Genomic DNA, 15,948 nt, shown 5'->3' with positions numbered 1-15,948 from the left:
GGTGCCGGGGGCGTCGTGCTCTCGCGGGCGCAAAAGAGGAGGGCACCCGCGCGGCCGTCGGCGATACTGCGACGGTGACCGCGACGTCGACCACCCGCGCCCGCCCTGCCTGGACCGACCTGCCCGCCCCCGTGCGCGGGGCCGTCGAGGCTCGCCTCGGCGCCACGGTCACCGCCTGGACCAGCCATGACGGCGGCTACTCCCAGGGACTGGCCTCCACGCTGCGCACCGCGCAGGGCTCCGTGTTCGTCAAGGCGGTCGGCCCCGAGCACCCGCACACGGTCGGGCTGTACCGGGAGGAGGCGCGCCGGGCCGCGCTCCTGCCGCTCGGAGTGCCCACGCCGCGGCTGCTGTGGTCGACGGAGGTGCCCAGCACCGGCGACGGGCCCGACGGCGGCTGGGTGACCCTCGCGTTCGAGACCCTGCCGTCCCGCCCGCCGCGCACCCCGTGGCACGACGAGGAGCTGCGCGCCGTCCTCGAGCTGGCCGCCGGCGTGGCCGAGCACCAGGTCGCGCCGGGGCTGCTCCCGGGCTTCGAGACCGAGCTGCCGACGGACCGCACGGGCCGGTTGGCGGCCGAGCGGCCGACCGGGCTCGCGACCTACGACCCGTGGCTCGCGCAGCACGTCGACCGGCTGGCGGCCCTCGAGCTGGACGCGCCCGCCGCGGTGACGGGTTCCGTGCTGGTGCACGGCGACCTCCGTGGTGACAACGCGCTGCTCGTCGACGCGCCGGCGGCGGTCGGCGGCCCTCGGGGGCTGGCGGTGGACTGGCCGAACGCCGCGCGCGGTGCGGCGTTCTGCGACCTCGTCGGCATGCTGCCCGCCGTCCTCCTCGAGGGCGGGCCGCCGCCCGAGGAGGCCCTGCGCCTCCGCCCGCTGCCCGCGGGCACGGACAAGGACGCCGTCACGGCCTACCTCGTGGCCCTCACCGGATACTTCGTGCACTCGTCGCTGCAGCCGCCGCCCCCGGGCATCCCGCACGTCCGGGCGTTCCAGCGGGCCCAGGGCGAGGTGTGCGTCGCCTGGCTGCGCCGCCGCCTGGGGGACTGACCAGGTCGGCGCCGGAAGACACGGGTGGGACCCGGCGCGTTCGACCACGGACGGCGCCGCAGGCCGTCGGGGCGCGCGCATCGTCACAGGTCAACCCTGCGCGGATCGCCCGAGGTAGGCACACTGGGCTCATGACCGACCCGGACCCGACCTCGGCCCCGGCACCGCGGGACGAGGCCGCCGCCCGGGAGCTCGTCGACGCGCTGCAGGTGCTGCGCGCACGCCTCGGCGCGATGCACCTGCCCCTGGAGACGCCGGGCGTCGCCTCGGCCCGGACCGACCTGCACCAGGCGACGGACCAGCTCGACGACTACCTGCTGCCGCGCCTGCGCGCCGAGCGCGCCCCGCTGCTCGTGGTCGTCGGCGGCTCCACCGGGGCGGGGAAGTCGACGCTGGTGAACTCGCTGCTGGGCGAGCCCGTCTCGGCGCCGGGCGTCCTGCGCCCCACGACGCGCGCGCCGGTGCTGGTGCACCACCCGCTCGACGCGCGCTGGTTCACGACCGACCGGGTGCTGCCGGGGCTCGCGCGCGTCACCGCCGCGGGCACCGTGCCGGACCGGTCGGGCACCAAGGAGCCCGCCACGCCCGGGCCGGACGCGTCCGGCGCCGCCGCGATCCGACTGGTCGCCAGCGACGCGCTGCCCCAGGGCCTGGCCCTGCTCGACGCCCCCGACATCGACTCCGTCGAGATCGCGAACCGGGAGCTTGCCGCACAGCTCCTCGGGGCGGCGGACCTGTGGCTCTTCGTCACGACGGCCGCCCGGTACGCGGACGCCGTCCCGTGGGACCTGCTCGGCCAGGCCGCCCGCCGCCGCGCGCAGGTCGCGATCGTGCTGGACCGCGTCGACCCGGGAGCGGAGGTCGTGGCGGACGACCTGCGCCGCATGGTCGCCGAGCACGGGCTCGCGGACGCACGGGTGTTCGTGCTCGCCGAGGCGGCGGAGCAAGGACCGGACGCCCTCGTCGACGGGCTGCTGCCCGAGGCCGCCGTCGCGGAGGTCGCGACATGGCTGTCCGGGCTGGGCGGGGACCCCGAGGCACGCGCCCGCGTCATCGCCGCCACCCGGGACGGCGTGGTGGACGACCTCGTGCAGCGCGCCGTCGCCCTCGCCGGGACGGCCGACGGGCAGCAGGTGGCGGACGCACGGCTGCGCGACGCGGTGCGCCGGTACCACGCGGAGGCCTTGACGCAGGTGGAGGCGGCGACGTCGGACGGAGCGCTGCTGCGCGGCGAGGTCCTGGCCCGCTGGCAGGACTTCGTCGGCACCGGGGAGTTCTTCCGGGCCGTCGAGGCCGGGGTGGGCCGGGTGCGCGACGCGGTCGTGCGGTTCTTCCGGGGCCGGCCGAAGGACGCCCCGCAGGTGGAGCAGGCGATCGCGCACGGCCTCGAGTCCGTCATCCTCGACGCCGCCGAGCAGGCCGCCGAGCGCACCTACGCCGCGTGGCGGGGAGACGCCGCAGGGGCCGCGCTGCTGGACGGGCTCGACCTTGCCCGGGTGCCCGCGGCGCTGCGCACCGAGGTCGCCGAGCAGATCCGCGGCTGGCAGGACGACGTCCTGGCCCTGGTGCGCGAGCAGGGCGAGTCGCGGCGCGGCACCGCGCGCGCGGTCTCGTTCGGCGTCAACGCGCTCGGCGTGAGCCTCATGGTCATCGTCTTCGCCTCGACGGCCGGGCTGACCGGGGCGGAGATCGGCATCGCGGGCGGCACGGCCGTCGTGGCGCAGAAGCTCCTCGAGGCCGTGTTCGGCGACGAGGCGGTGCGGCGGCTCGCGGCGCAGGCCAAGGAGCGGCTGCAGGCGCGGGTCGAGACGGTGCTGCGGGGGCAGGCGGCGCGGTACACCGCCCAGCTCGATGCGCTCGGCACCCAGGACACCGGTGCGGCGGGCGTGCGCGACGCCGCCCACCAGGTGGCCGCCGCCGCCCGCGCCGAGCGCGCCGCCCGCGCCGTCCCGGACGAGGGCGCGACCCGCCCGTGGAGCGGTGGCCTGCTGCGCGGGGCGGGGACGCTGCGCCCGCCCGAGAGCCCGGAGCGGGACGAGCCCGGCGACGCTGCCCCGCCCTCCGCTCGCCGCGGCGGCTGGTGGTCGCGCAGGCGGTCCCGCTCGGGCGACGAGGGGGAGCAGTGAGCCGGATCGACCTCGCAGACCGCACGGCCGCGCTGGAGACGGCGGTCGCCTCAGCGACCGGTCGCCTGGACCGCGACATGCTCGACGAGGCGCGTGCCGTCGTCACACGGGCTCGGGAGCGCGGGGGGCTGTCGGCCGAGCACACCGTGGTGGCACTCGCGGGCGCGACCGGGTCCGGCAAGTCGAGCGTGCTCAACGTCGTGGCCGGGGACGAGATCGCGACGGTCGGCGTGCGTCGTCCCACGACCTCCCACCCGGTCGCGGCCGTGTGGGGCGACGGGGCCGGCCCGCTGCTCGACTGGCTCGAGGTGCAGCGCCGCCAGGAGATGGCCGTGCCCGACGACGGCGAGGACGTCGCCGCGCGCCCGGCCCGGCGCGGGCTCGGGCGGCTGCGGGGCCGCCGGGCCCCTGCCGGCATCTCGACCGGGCTCGTCCTGCTGGACCTGCCGGACCACGACTCGGTGGTGGTGGAGCACCGGCTGCGGGCGGAGCGGCTCGTGGAGCGGGCCGACCTGCTGGTGTGGGTCGTGGACCCGCAGAAGTACGCCGACGCAGCCCTGCACGAGGGCTACCTGCGGCCCCTGGCGGGCCGCTCGGAGGTCGTCGTGGTGGTGCTCAACCAGGTCGACCGCCTGTCCGCCGCCGAGACGGACGCGATGCTGGCCGACCTGCGACGGCTGGTCGCCGCGGACGGGCTGGACGGGGCGCGGGTCCTTGCTCTCTCGGCCGCGACAGGACAGGGGACGGACCAGCTCAAGGGGCTGCTCGCGGAGGCGGCGGCGCGCCGCGAGGCCGCCACCGCGCGCCTGGCGGCGGACGCTCGGGCCGCCGCCCAGGCGATCTCGGACGCCTGCGGGTCCGGCCCGGCGCCCCGGACGGGGGAGCGGGCGGCGGTCACGCTGGTCGACGCGCTCGAGGACGCGGCGGGAGTGCCCACCGTCGCGGAGGCGGTGGCCGCCGCGCACCGGCGCGACGCGCACCTCGCCACCGGCTGGCCGGTGACCCGGTGGGTCGCTCGCCTGCGGCGCGACCCTCTACGACGCCTCGGCCTGCGCCGCGGCGCGGACCGTGGGGCCTCCGGCGGGGCTCCCGGCCGCGCCACCCCTGACCGACCCGACCTGGTGCGCAGCTCCCTGCCCACCACGCGGCCCGCCGTGCGGGCGGCGGCGGCCTCCGCGGTGCGACGCTACGTCGACGAGGTCACCGACGGCGCGCCCGACCCGTGGGTGCTCGTGGCGCGGGGGCGGGCGCAGGACGCGATCGACCGCCTGCCCGGGGACCTGGACCAGGCGGTGGTGGGGACACAGCTGGAGGCCGCTCGCCGTCCGCGGTGGTGGGCCGTCGCAGGGTTCGTGCAGTGGCTGCTCCTCACCGCCGCGGTGGTGGGCCTGCTCTGGCTCGCTGCCGCAGCCGTGGTCGAGTACTTCCGGCTGCCACCGTTGATCCTCCCGGTGCTCACCGTGGACCTCACGGACTCCGGCGGGGGCGTGCTCGAGGTGCCCTGGCCGACGCTCCTGGCGCTCGGCGGGCTGGCGCTCGGCCTGCTCCTCGGGCTGGCGGCACGGGTGGTCGCGGCCGTGGGGGCGCGCCGTCGCGCCGCCCGCGTGCGCCGTCGGCTGCGGGAGTCGGTCACGGGCGTCGCGGACCGCCTGGTGCGGGTGCCGGTGGGCGACGAGCTGAGCGCGCTCGCCCGCTGCCGCGCCGCCGCGGCGATCGCCGCCGACTGACAGCCCCCGATTCCCGGCCGGGTCGGGCGCCGTGCGACGATGCGAGCCATGACCCGTCTGCACGTCCCCGTCCCGCTGCGCTGGTCCGACCTGGACGCCTACCAGCACGTCAACAACGTCGCGATGTTCGGGCTGCTCGAGGACGCCCGCATCACCGCGTTCTGGCGCCACGCCGAGGCGGCGGACGGCGAGGAGTGGCCCACCGCCATCCTCGACACCGGGCCGCACGCCACGTCCCACACCTTCGTCGCAGGCCAGCAGATCGAGTACCTGCGCCCGCTGGGGTTCACGCGGACGCCGGTGCGCGTGGAGATGTGGATCGGTGCGATCGGCGGTGCGAGCCTCGAGGTCTGCTACGAGGTGCACGACGGCGCGCCGGGAGGCTTCCCGCGCACGGCGCCGGCGTCGGGTGCCGCCCCGTACGTCAAGGCCGCCACGACGATCGTCGTCGTCGATGCCGCGACCGGGAAGCCGCGTCGGGTGACCGCGGACGAGCGCGCCGCGTGGGAGCCGTACCTCGAGGAGCCTGTGGCGTTCCGGCGCCGCGCCTGAACCTGCGGGGTGGCTGGGGGGCGGCTGCGGGGTGAGCAACCCCGGCCGTCACCGGGCCCGGCGGCCCCCGCCGAGGAGCTCCAGGACCGCGCGCTCCGCACGAGAGCGTGGCGCCCCGGCGGGGACGTCGATCGTCTCCCCGTGCGTCCACAGGTCGAACAGCCGCGGGTCGATGTACGCCGACCGTGCCACCGCCGGGGTGTTGCCGAGCTCCTCGGCGACGTCCCGGACGATCGCGGCGACGGTCCGGCGACAGGCGGCCTGGGAGCGCGGCGCCGGGCCGACGTCGGCCAGCGCGCGGGCGGTGAGCACGGTGGCGTGCCACGTGCGGAAGTCCTTCGGCGTCGCGTCCTCCCCGAGGCGTTCCTTGACCCCGGCCTGGACGTCCGCGCTGGTCACGTCGTGCCAGCGGGCCCGACGCCCTCCCTCGTCGCGCCAGGCGAGCAGGTCGACACCGCCGCGCCGGCGCTTCAGCGTCGTGACGAGCCGGGCGACGGTCGCGTCCTCGACGAGCACGTCCCGCAGCTGTCCCGACTTGGCCGGGAAGCGGAAGTGCACGCTGCCGTCCCGACGGACCGTGGCGTGCTCCTTGCGGATCGTCGCCAGGCCGTAGCTGCCGTGCCGCGCCGCATAGATCTCGCCGCCGGCCCGGAAGTAGGCCTCGTCGAGCAGCCGGAACGCGAGCGCGAGCACGGTGCGCCGCCCCATGCCCGGCTGGGCGAGGTCGCGCGTGACCACCGCCCGGGCCGCGGGCAGGCGGCGTCCGACGTCGAGCACGTGGTCGAACTTGGTCCGCGCGCGCCGCGCCTGCCACTGCTCGTGGTAGAGGTACTGGCCTCGCCCGGCCTCGTCCCGGCCGAACGCCTGCAGGTGGCCGTCCGGGTACCGGCAGATCCACACGTCCGACCAGGCGGGCGGCACGGCGAGCCGGGTGCAGCGGGCGATCTCCGCCTCGTCGTCGAGCGGCACGCCCGTCACGTCGAGGAAGACCCAGTCGTCGCCCTTCTTGCGGCGGGAATAGCCGGGCGAGGACGCGGAGACGCGGCGAAGACGCACGGCCACAGTGTGCGTCGGGTACGGCGTTCCCGCAGCGTCACGCGGGCAGGCGGACCATGCCCTCCTGGGCGATGCTGGCGACCAGGCGCCCCTCGCGGTCGTAGACGCGGGCCAGCCCCAGGCCGCGCCCGCCCTGCGCCCCCGGCGACTCCTGCACGTACAGCAGCCAGTCGTCGGCGCGCGCGTCGCGGTGGAACCACATCGCGTGGTCGAGGCTCGCCATCGGCACCGTGCCGCCCACGTCGGTCCACGACTTCCCGGCCTGGCGCAGCACCGGCTCGAGCATCACCTGGTCGCAGGCGAAGGCGAGCAGCGCGCGGTGCAGCATGCGGTCGTCGGACTCGATGGCGTGCCGGGCCCGCACCCACACCTGCTGCGTCGGCTTCGGCTCCGGGTCGGGGCCGAGGTACAGCGAGCCCCCGACGTGCCGCAGGTCGAACGCCGACTCGTGCGACCAGAACTTCGCCGCCGGGTGGTCGATGCCCTCGAGCATCTCGATGGCCGACGTGACGTCCTCGGGCGCGGGCACGTCCTGCGGTGCGGGCTCGGCGGCCTCGTAGCCGGGCTGGTCCACCTGGAACGACACCGTCAGCGACAGGATCGGCTTGCCGTGCTGGATGGCGTGCGTGCGGCGGGCGCTGAACGACCGGCCGTCCCGCAGCCGCTCGACGGCGAAGTCGATCGGGGTGTCCAGGGTGCCCTCGCGCAGGAAGTACGCGTGCAGCGAGTGCGGCAGGCGGTCGTCCTCGACCGTGCGCCCGCACGCCAGCAGGGCCTGGGCGAGGACCTGGCCGCCGTACACGCGGCGGGCCGGGCCGGGCACGCTGTCCCCGCGCCACAGGTCGTCCTCGCCGCGCGGCCCCCAGCCGTCGACCTCGCGCAGGTCGAGCGCCGACAGCAGCCGGTCCAGGGCGTCGGGGATGCCGGCCGGGGTGGGGACGGTGGTGGACGTCTCGCTCACGCGCACTCCAGGGTGGGTCGTGGTGCCGGTGGGGTCGGTGTCACTCGTCGAACGTGTTGATCATGCTGAACGCCGCGCGCTCCAGGTAGTCCCACAGCTGGGACTCGTGCAGCGGTGCCAGGCCCAGGGAGTCGACGGCGGTGCGCATGTGGCGCAGCCAGCGGTCACGCGCGTCCGGGTTGACCTTGAACGGCGCGTGCCGCATGCGCAGGCGCGGGTGGCCGCGCTGCTGGCTGTACGTCGTGGGCCCGCCCCAGTACTGCTCGAGGAACAGCGTGAGCCGCACCTTCGCGGGACCGAGGTCCTCCTCGGGGTACATGGGACGCAGCACCTCGTCGGTCGCGACACCCTCGTAGAACACGTCGACGAGGCGCTCGAAGGTGGGGTGACCGCCGACGGCGTCGTAGAACGTCTGCGCCGGTGCGGCGGGTGAAGTCTGGTCCGTCACCGGGCCATCTTCCCAGACCTCGGGGGTGCTGCTCCTCCCGCGCGGACGCCCGGCGGGTTACGCTGGTCACGGACCTGCAACGACGCACTCCACGGGAGGCCCCCATGACCATCGCCTCGAACAAGGCTGACGACATCCTCGCGGCGCTCGGCGGAAGCCGGAACGTCGTCGAGCTCGAGCCCTGCATCACCCGGCTGCGGGTCGAGGTGAGCGACCCGGCCCTCGTGGACGAGCCGGGGCTCAAGGCGTCGGGCGCGTTCGGCGTGGTGCGCTCGGGCCGCGTGGTGCAGGTCATCGTCGGCCCGGAGGCCGACGAGCTGGCCGCACAGCTGGACCCGCTGCTCGTGCCCTGAGGTCCGAGTCGGACGGCCCGCCGGGCGCCTCAGGCGCCGTCGTCGAGCAGGGCGTGCTCGTCGGGCACGGAGGTCTGCAGGACGCCGGCCTGCCGGAGCTCGCCCTGGGCGAGGCGCAGCAGCTCGCGCATGACCGTCCACTGGTCCCCGGGGCGCGTCTGGGCGTGCAGCGTGAACGTCATCGAGATGTCGCTCACGGCGTCCACGCCGCGGATCGCGGGCGCCTCCAGGAGGAGCGCGGAGAGCTCCGGGTCGGCCTGCACGGCGTCCGCCGCCCGCCCGAGCGCGGCGCGCACCACCTCGACGTCGGCGTCCACAGGGACGCGGACCTCGGCGACGGCCCGTGACCACTGCTGGGTGAGGTTGCCGGCGCGCAGGATCTCGCCGTTGCGCACGTACCAGAGGGTGCCGTCGAACGCGCGGACCTGCGTCACCCGCAGCTGGACCTCCTCGACGGTGCCGACGGCACCGGAGCCGAGGTCGACGACGTCCCCCACGCCGAACTGGTCCTCGACCAGCAGGAAGATGCCGGAGATGAAGTCCTTCACCAGCGCCTGGGCGCCGAAGCCGATCGCGATGCCGACCACCCCGGCCGACGCGATCAGCGGGGCGACGTTGACGCCCACCTCCTGCAGGATCATCAGCAGCATGATCGTGCCGACCACGACGTTGGCGGAGGACCGCAGCACGGACCCCACCGTGCGCGCCCGCTGCGCCCGCCGCTGCTTGGCGAGCGGGTTGCCCATCGCCAGCGCGTCCTCCACGAAGGGCGCCCGGTTGAGGTACCGGCGCCACGCGGTCGCGGACTCCGGGCCCTCCGTGGTCTTCGTGCCGGCCCCGGTGGCGATGCGCTCCGTGACGTGCCCGATCACCCGGCGCAGCAGCGCCAGCACGACCCCGCCGATCGCCAGGATGATGAGGATGTGCAGCGGCCAGCTGGTGAACCAGTCCCAGAAGGCGCTGCCCGCATCGACCGTCGCGTCGAGGCCCTGCTCCACGATGCCGGTGTCGGTCGGGGTCGGGTCAGGGCTCACCACCGCCGGGGCAGCGGTCCGGAGGGCGTGGATCGCGGGAGTCATCCGACCACGGTAACGAGAGGGGCCGTCACGACGAAACGTGCGCCCGTCGCACGAGGGCGCCGCGTGGGCGGACCACCTGGTCGCGCCGGGGATGGCAGGATCGTTCCCGTGAGCAAGGACATGCCGACCCCGGACGAGACGCCCGACGACGTGCGCACCGACGCACCCGAGGCGGCCGGGTCGTCCTCCGGCTCACCGTCCGGCACGCCCGCCGTGCCCGCGGACGAGGCGCCCGACGACCCGGGGGAGGACCAGGCCGAGATCCAGGACGAGGCCCCGGCAGCGTCGCCGTCGCCGGAAGCTGCCGCGACCGACGTGCCGGACGCCGCGCTGCGCGAGCTCGCCGAGGCGCACGGCGTGCTCGCCGAGCACCACGGCTTCGGGGGCGAGACGGTCCAGGCACCGGCGTCGACGCTCGTCGCGCTCCTCGGCGCGCTGGGCGTGCCGGCCGATTCCGCGCAGCAGGTCACGCACAGCCTGCAGCGGGCGCGCGACGACGAGTGGCGCACGGTGCTTCCGCCCACGGTCGTGGTGCGCGAGGGCGACAGCGCGCAGGTGCCGGTGCACGTCACGGACGGCGCGGCCGTGCACGTGTGGCTCGAGGTGGACGGTGCGGAGCCTGCGGCGCGCGAGCACGCGGTGCGCCCGCGCCGCGACCTGGAGCAGCTCGACGTGTTCGTCGAGCCGCGCACGGTCGACGGGCGCCGGGTGGGCCGGGCCACCTTCGCGCTGCCCCCGGACCTGCCGCTGGGGTGGCACGCCCTGTACGCCCTCACGGAGGGGCACGAGACCCGCGCGACCGTGGTCGTCACCCCCCGCCGCCTGGAGCTGCCGGCCGGGCTCGAGGACGACCAGTGGTGGGGCTTCCTCGTCCAGCTGTACTCGGTCCGCTCCCGCACGTCGTGGGGCGTGGGCGACCTCGCCGACCTCGCGGACCTCGCGTGGCTGACCGCGCACCGGGGCGGAGCGGACTTCGTGGGCGTGAACCCGCTGTCGGCCACGGAGCCGGTGACGCCCGTCACCCCGTCGCCGTACCTGCCGACGAGCCGACGCTTCCTCAGCCCGCTGTACGTGCGGGTGGAGGACATCCCCGAGACGGCATACCTGTCGGCGGCGGACCGGTCGCTCGTGGAGTGGGCGGCCGACCCGGTGCGCGACCTCGTCGCCGACCCGGGCGCGATCGACCGCGACGCCGTGTGGGAGGCCAAGAAGGCGGCACTCGAGGTCGTGTTCACCGCGCCGCGGCGCGCCGCACGGCAGGCGGCCTACGACGAGTTCGTGGCCGGCGAGGGCACCGGCCTGCGCGACTTCGCCACCTGGTGCGCGATCGTCGAGCACCTCGGCACCCGTCCGCGGCCCGACCAGCTCGGGGACCCGGCGTCGCCCGCCGTCGCCGCGCTGCGCGAGAAGCTGGCCGAGCGCGTCGAGTTCTACGTCTGGCTCCAGTGGGTGGCGGACGAGCAGAAGCAGACCGCCCAGCGCGTGGCCCGCGAGGCCGGGATGCGGATCGGCATCATGCACGACCTGGCCGTGGGGGCGCACCCCGAGGGCGCCGACGCCTGGGCCCACCGGGACGTGCTCGCCCGCGGGGTCTCCGTGGGCGCGCCCCCGGACATGTACAACCAGCGCGGGCAGGCCTGGTCGCAGCCGCCGTGGAACCCCCGCGCGCTCGCGCGCGCCGGGTACGCCCCGTACCGGGACATGCTGCGCACGGTGCTGCGGCACGCGGGCGCCCTCCGGGTCGACCACGTGCTCGGGCTGTTCCGGCAGTGGTGGGTCCCGGAGGGGTCGGAGCCGTCCGCCGGCGCCTACGTGCGGTACGACCACGAGGCGCTCGTCGGGATCCTCTGCCTGGAGGCGCGCCGGGCAGGCGCCGTCGTCGTGGGGGAGGACCTCGGGGTCTTCGAGCCGTGGGTGCGTGACGAGCTCGCCGCGCGCGGCATCCTCGGCACGTCGGTGCTGTGGTTCGAGAAGGAGGACGGCCGTCCGCTGGAGCCGGAGAAGTACCGGCGCGCGTCGCTCGCCTCCGTCGGCACGCACGACATGCCGCCGGCCGCGGGGTACCTCGCCGGCGAGCACGTGGACCTGCGCGAGCGCCTCGGCCTGCTCTCCGACGACGCGCAGGAGCTGCGCGGTGCCGCTCGGGCCGAGCGGGACTCCATCGTGCTGGCCCTCGCCATGCGCGGGCTGGTCGGCGACCACCCGTCGGAGCGGGAGATCGTCGAGGGGCTGCACCGCTACCTGCGCCGGTCGCCGGCCGCACTCGTGGGCGTGCAGCTCACGGACGCCGTCGGCGAGCGCCGGACGCAGAACCAGCCGGGAACCGACCAGGAGTACCCGAACTGGAAGGTGCCGCTGGCCGACGGGACCGGCAACCTCGTCCTCGTGGACGACCTGTTCGACAACGCGCGCCTGCGCTCCCTGGTCCAGGCCGTCCGCACGGCGAGGTAGTACTCACCTCGCCGAGGTAGCACTCACCACGTCGAGGTAGTGCGCGTCACGACGACGGAGCGCGCGCCGCACCGAGTGCCGAGGTTCTGCTCGGTCTCGGTGCGACGCGCGCTCTGACCCGATCAGGCGTCGACGGCCTGCGCGGCGAGGGCGCGCTCCGTCCCGGCCAGCTGCTCGACGACCATCCGGCGCAGGGCGGCCGGTGCGTCGGCGTGGGCGTCCAACCAGCCGCGGACGGCGTCACGCAGCACGGTCGACGCGAGGGGCGCCGGGTAGAGGCCCTCGATGAGCTCCTCGGCGATGTGGTAGCTGCGCGTGGTCCAGATCGGCAGCAGCGCGTCGACGTAGCGGGCGGCGAACGGCTCCAGGACCGCGGGGTCGGTCACGTGCACGAAGCCCGCGGCGGTCGACCGGATGATCGCGTTCGGGACGTCGGCCTGGTCGACGACCGAGGCGAACGCGGCCTCCTTGCCCTCCACGGTCGGCTGGGCGGCGCGTGCCCGGGCCGCCGCCTGGCGACCGGTGGCCGTGTCGTCCTGCGCGAGCGCGGCGTCGATCTCGGCCGTGTCGGCCGCCCCGAGCAGCACCAGGCTCTCGAGCAGCTCCCACCGCAGGTCGGTGTCCACGGTGAGCCCGTCGAGGGCGACGGTCCCGTCGAGCAGCCCGCGCAGCGGCGCGACGTGGTCGGCCGTGGTGGCCAGCGCCGCGAAGAACTTGACGAGCTGCAGCTGCAGGTCGGACCCCGCGTCGGCCCCCTGGGCGAGCGCCCAGAGCCGGTCGCCGATGCGCGCGAGCGTCGCCGCCCGGCGCTCCGGTGCCACGTAGGAGCGGGCGGCCAGGCCGAGCTGGTTCATCGTCGTGCGGACGGTCGTCGACTCCGTCTCGGCGGCGATGTTCCCCAGCACGAGGTCGACGTACGCGGACGCCGGCGTCTCGCCGTCGCGCACCGCGTCCCAGACCGAGCCCCAGACGAGCGAGCGGGCCAGGGGGTCGGAGATCCGGGAGAGGTGCTCGACGGCGACCGCGAGCGAGTCGTCGTCGAGGCGGATCTTCGCGTACGCGAGGTCCTCGTCGTTGAGCAGGACGAGCGCGGGGCGCTCACGGCCGACCAGCTCCGGCACCTCGGTGCGCTCGCCGTCCACGTCGATGACGACCTGGTGCGTGCGCACCAGGGCGCCGTCCACGAGGTCGTAGCAGCCGATGCCGAGGCGGTGCGGACGGATGGTCGGGTAGTCGGCGGGCGCCGACTGCAGCACCGCGAAGCCGCTGATGCGTCCCTCGGCGTCGACCGCGATCTCCGGGCGGAGCGTGTTGACGCCCGCCGTCTCCAGCCATGCCGCCGACCACGCGGCGAGGTCGCGGCCGCTGGTGGCCTCGAGCTCGACGAGCAGGTCACGCAGCTCCGTGTTGGACCAGGCGTGCTTGCGGAAGTACGCGGAGACCCCGGAGAGGAACTCGTCGCGACCGACCCACGCCGCGAGCTGCTTGAGCACCGACGCACCCTTGGCGTACGTGATGCCGTCGAAGTTGACCTGGACGTCCTCCAGGTCGCGGATCTCCGCGACGATCGGGTGCGTCGAGGGCAGCTGGTCCTGGCGGTACGCCCACGTCTTCTCCATCGCGGAGAACGTGGTCCAGGCGGCCTCCCACTCGGTGGCCTCGGCGGTGGCGAGGGTCGACGCGTACTCGGCGAACGACTCGTTGAGCCAGAGGTCGTTCCACCACTTCATCGTGACGAGGTCGCCGAACCACATGTGGGCCAGCTCGTGCAGGATCGTCACGACACGGCGCTCGCGGATGGCGTCCGTGACCTGGGAGCGGAAGACGTAGGACTCGGTGAACGTCACGCAGCCCGGGTTCTCCATCGCGCCCATGTTGTACTCGGGCACGAACAGCTGGTCGTACTTGTCGAACGGGTACGGCACGCCGAACGTCGACTCGTAGAACTCGAAGCCCTTGCGCGTGGTCTCCATGATGTAGTCCGCGTCGAGGTGCTCGGCCAGCGAGGAGCGGCAGAACACGCCGAGCGGGATGGTGCGCCCGTCCGACGAGGTGAGCTCGCCGCGCTCGACGGCGTACGGGCCGGCGACCAGGGCCACGAGATAGGACGAGATGCGCGGGGTCGGCTCGAAGGCCCACGTGGCGGTCTCGACGCCGTCGTCCGTCGCGTGCGTGGCGGGGGCGGGCTCCGGCGTCGGCTGGTTCGACACGACCTCCCAGGCGGCAGGGGCCGTGACGGTCACCTGGAAGGGCGCCTTGAGGTCGGGCTGCTCGAACGTGGCGAAGACGCGACGCGCGTCGGGCACCTCGAACTGCGTGTAGAGGTAGACCTCGCCGTCGACCGGGTCGACGAAGCGGTGCAGCCCCTCGCCGGTGTTCGTGTAGGCGCAGTCGGCGACGACGCGCAGCTCGTTCTGCGCGGCCAGGTCGCTCAGCGCGATGCGGGAGTCGGCGAACACCTCGGCCGGGTCCAGGGCACGGCCGTTGAGCACGACCTCGCGCACGGACGGCGCGACCAGGTCGACGAACGTGCTCGCACCGGGGGTCGCGGAGAACCGGATGACGGTGGTGGACGCGAACGTGGTCGGTCCGGTGGTGAGGTCGAGGTCGATCGCGTACGCCTCGACGTCGGTGACGACGTCGGCGCGCTCGATCGCCTCGGCGCGGGTCAGGTTCTCTCCGGGCACGGGTTCTCCCTCGTCTCAAGATGGTGCCGCGCGTGATGGGCGCGCAGGCTCGCGCACGATGATGCCACCTCGCGCCCGGGCCGAGGCACGGTTTTCCCCCGTCGTCCGGCCGAAGGGGTGCAGGCAGCCCTCCCGCGGGGGCGGGCTGCGGGAGCGGGTTCGACCGCCGAGACCGGATCGTGACATCCTGCCCGGTGCGTCGTCGCGGCGAGGGTGCCCGGCACACCGCTCGACGACGCCCGAGGAGTCACTGGAGGGAGTCCAGATGTCCGGCACCGTACCGCCGCCCCCGCCGGGGCCCGACGGCAGGCCGCCGAGCGTGCCGCCGGCCGCCGGCGTGCGCCGCGTCGCGTCCGCGTACCAGAGCCCGTCCGTGGGCGACCCGACGATCGGGGTGCCGCTGCAGCAGGTCACCGCGCCGAACCTGGCAGCAGCGACCGGCAACGGGACCGGCCATGCGACCGGCCATGCGACCGGCCATGCGACCGCGCACGCTCCGGTGCCCCCGCCGCCGGACGCGGCGCCGCGGCCGGGTGCGTACCCGGCGTCGGGCCAGATGCCGGGTCAGATGCCGGGCCAGGTCCCCGGCCAGACGGCGAGCCGGGCGCCGGCGTACCAGCCGACGCAGCAGATCCCGCCGGCGTCCGGGTACGGGCAGCAGCCGGGGTACCCGCCGTCCTACGCGAGCCAGCCGGCCTCCACGCACCAGGCGGGATATCCCGCTGCGCAGGCGGCGCCCCCGGCGGTGTCCGTCGCGGCGACCCAGGTGCAGCAGCCGGTCTACGCGCAGCCTGCTCCGGCTCCTGCTCCGGTGCCGTCGGCACAGGGCGGGGCGTACGCCGCCACCGGCGCCCCGGTCCCCCCGCCTCCGGAACCGCCGCGCCGCCGGCGGCTCTCCGCGGGCTGGATCGCGTTCATCGCGGTCGACGTCGTCCTCATCGTGGTGGCGGTGGTGTTCGCCGCCCAGATCCTGACGTCGTCGTCGCCGAACGCGCCCGCGGCGGACGCCGACGCGGTCTCCACGCCGAGCCCGTCGGTGTCGGCGTCGCAGGACACGCCCATGCAGGGCGATCCGCTGGCGCACTTCGCCACCCCGTCGAAGAACATCTCCTGCAGCATCTACGCCGACGGCGCCTCGTGCGGCATCGCGCAGCTGGACCAGCAGCCCGCACCCGTCGACGGCTGCGACGGGACCACGGGCTACGTGGTGTCGGTCGACGACACCGGGAAGGTCGCCCTGCCGTGCGTGCCGAAGAACGAGCAGCCGAAGAAGGCCAAGGGTGGCGCCGACGTCCTCGACTACGGCGACTCCGTCACCGAGGGTGACTTCACCTGCACGAGCGAGCAGACGGGCGTGACCTGCACGCACGACCCCACGGGCAAGGGGTTCAGCGTCGCCCGGGCAGGCATCGGCCGGAGCTAGGGCTCAAGGCACGACGCCTTCTGGCAGACCCGG

Annotated in this window: 12 protein-coding genes; 7 read left to right on the top strand and 5 right to left on the bottom strand. The window is 75.3% G+C overall.

Annotation, left to right across the window (positions count from 1 at the left end):
- Nucleotides 1-74 precede the first annotated feature (74 nt).
- The 4 genes from ACFT55_RS12430 (at nucleotide 75) to ACFT55_RS12415 (ending at nucleotide 5,457) form a co-directional block, all read left to right on the top strand.
- Nucleotides 75-1,052, top strand: coding sequence for an aminoglycoside phosphotransferase family protein (locus ACFT55_RS12430; protein ID WP_380244149.1), 978 nt, complete (start codon nucleotides 75-77; stop codon nucleotides 1,050-1,052).
- A 131-nt stretch (nucleotides 1,053-1,183) separates the two neighbouring features.
- The gene (locus tag ACFT55_RS12425; protein WP_380244148.1) at nucleotides 1,184-3,178 is read left to right on the top strand and encodes a dynamin family protein; all 1,995 of its coding nucleotides are present in this window, start codon (nucleotides 1,184-1,186) and stop codon (nucleotides 3,176-3,178) included.
- On the top strand, nucleotides 3,175-4,905 hold the full coding sequence (locus tag ACFT55_RS12420; RefSeq protein ID WP_380244147.1) for a GTPase: 1,731 nt from the start codon (nucleotides 3,175-3,177) through the stop codon (nucleotides 4,903-4,905). The genes ACFT55_RS12425 and ACFT55_RS12420 overlap by 4 nt, the downstream gene beginning before the upstream one ends.
- Before the next feature lie 48 nt (nucleotides 4,906-4,953).
- Nucleotides 4,954-5,457 carry an acyl-CoA thioesterase gene (locus ACFT55_RS12415; RefSeq protein ID WP_380244146.1) on the top strand — a complete coding sequence of 168 codons (504 nt, stop codon included), beginning with the start codon at nucleotides 4,954-4,956 and terminating at the stop codon, nucleotides 5,455-5,457.
- Between the two features lie 48 nt (nucleotides 5,458-5,505).
- Here ACFT55_RS12415 and ACFT55_RS12410 read toward each other — a convergent pair whose 3' ends face one another.
- Genes ACFT55_RS12410 through ACFT55_RS12400 form a run of 3 tightly spaced genes read right to left on the bottom strand, consistent with a single transcriptional unit; the run spans nucleotide 5,506 to nucleotide 7,922 of the window.
- Complete coding sequence (locus ACFT55_RS12410; RefSeq protein WP_380244145.1) at nucleotides 5,506-6,513, bottom strand: DNA topoisomerase IB; 1,008 nt, start codon at nucleotides 6,511-6,513, stop codon at nucleotides 5,506-5,508.
- 37 nt (nucleotides 6,514-6,550) lie between these two features.
- Nucleotides 6,551-7,474 carry an acyl-CoA thioesterase gene (locus tag ACFT55_RS12405; protein WP_380244144.1) on the bottom strand — a complete coding sequence of 308 codons (924 nt, stop codon included), beginning with the start codon at nucleotides 7,472-7,474 and terminating at the stop codon, nucleotides 6,551-6,553.
- Between the two features lie 40 nt (nucleotides 7,475-7,514).
- Entirely contained in the window at nucleotides 7,515-7,922 is a 408-nt protein-coding gene (locus ACFT55_RS12400; protein ID WP_380244143.1) for a globin, read from the bottom strand.
- Nucleotides 7,923-8,026: 104 nt separating this feature from the next.
- On the opposite strand from ACFT55_RS12400, the gene ACFT55_RS12395 reads away from it, so the two are divergent.
- Nucleotides 8,027-8,275, top strand: a complete 249-nt coding sequence (locus ACFT55_RS12395) for a glucose PTS transporter subunit EIIB (protein ID WP_380244142.1) — start codon at nucleotides 8,027-8,029, stop codon at nucleotides 8,273-8,275.
- A 29-nt stretch (nucleotides 8,276-8,304) separates the two neighbouring features.
- Here the strand turns inward: ACFT55_RS12395 and ACFT55_RS12390 are convergent, their stop codons facing one another.
- Entirely contained in the window at nucleotides 8,305-9,354 is a 1,050-nt protein-coding gene (locus tag ACFT55_RS12390) for a mechanosensitive ion channel family protein (RefSeq protein WP_380244141.1), read from the bottom strand.
- Nucleotides 9,355-9,462: 108 nt separating this feature from the next.
- Between ACFT55_RS12390 and malQ the strand changes: the two genes are divergently transcribed.
- On the top strand, nucleotides 9,463-11,805 hold the full coding sequence (gene malQ, locus ACFT55_RS12385; protein ID WP_380244140.1) for a 4-alpha-glucanotransferase: 2,343 nt from the start codon (nucleotides 9,463-9,465) through the stop codon (nucleotides 11,803-11,805).
- Nucleotides 11,806-11,927: 122 nt separating this feature from the next.
- Here the strand turns inward: malQ and pepN are convergent, their stop codons facing one another.
- Nucleotides 11,928-14,492, bottom strand: a complete 2,565-nt coding sequence (gene pepN, locus ACFT55_RS12380) for an aminopeptidase N (RefSeq protein ID WP_380244139.1) — start codon at nucleotides 14,490-14,492, stop codon at nucleotides 11,928-11,930.
- A 265-nt stretch (nucleotides 14,493-14,757) separates the two neighbouring features.
- On the opposite strand from pepN, the gene ACFT55_RS12375 reads away from it, so the two are divergent.
- On the top strand, nucleotides 14,758-15,915 hold the full coding sequence (locus ACFT55_RS12375; protein WP_380244138.1) for a hypothetical protein: 1,158 nt from the start codon (nucleotides 14,758-14,760) through the stop codon (nucleotides 15,913-15,915).
- The last annotated feature ends 33 nt before the right edge of the window (nucleotides 15,916-15,948 follow it).

The sequence above is a fragment of the Isoptericola sp. NPDC057191 genome (genome assembly GCF_042670225.1).
Taxonomy (GTDB): domain Bacteria; phylum Actinomycetota; class Actinomycetes; order Actinomycetales; family Cellulomonadaceae; genus Isoptericola.
The sequence above is the reverse complement of the archived record's forward strand: the minus strand, read 5'-3'. Positions and strand labels throughout refer to the sequence as shown.

Excerpts from the sequence above, each read along its gene's own strand:
- ACFT55_RS12395 (WP_380244142.1), top strand. The coding sequence starts at position 8,027 with ATGACCATCGCCTCGAACAAGGCTGACGACATCCTCGCGGCGCTCGGC.
- ACFT55_RS12415 (WP_380244146.1), top strand. The coding sequence starts at position 4,954 with ATGACCCGTCTGCACGTCCCCGTCCCGCTGCGCTGGTCCGACCTGGAC.
- ACFT55_RS12390 (WP_380244141.1), bottom strand. The coding sequence starts at position 9,354 with ATGACTCCCGCGATCCACGCCCTCCGGACCGCTGCCCCGGCGGTGGTG.
- ACFT55_RS12375 (WP_380244138.1), top strand. The coding sequence starts at position 14,758 with ATGTCCGGCACCGTACCGCCGCCCCCGCCGGGGCCCGACGGCAGGCCG.
- ACFT55_RS12425 (WP_380244148.1), top strand. The coding sequence starts at position 1,184 with ATGACCGACCCGGACCCGACCTCGGCCCCGGCACCGCGGGACGAGGCC.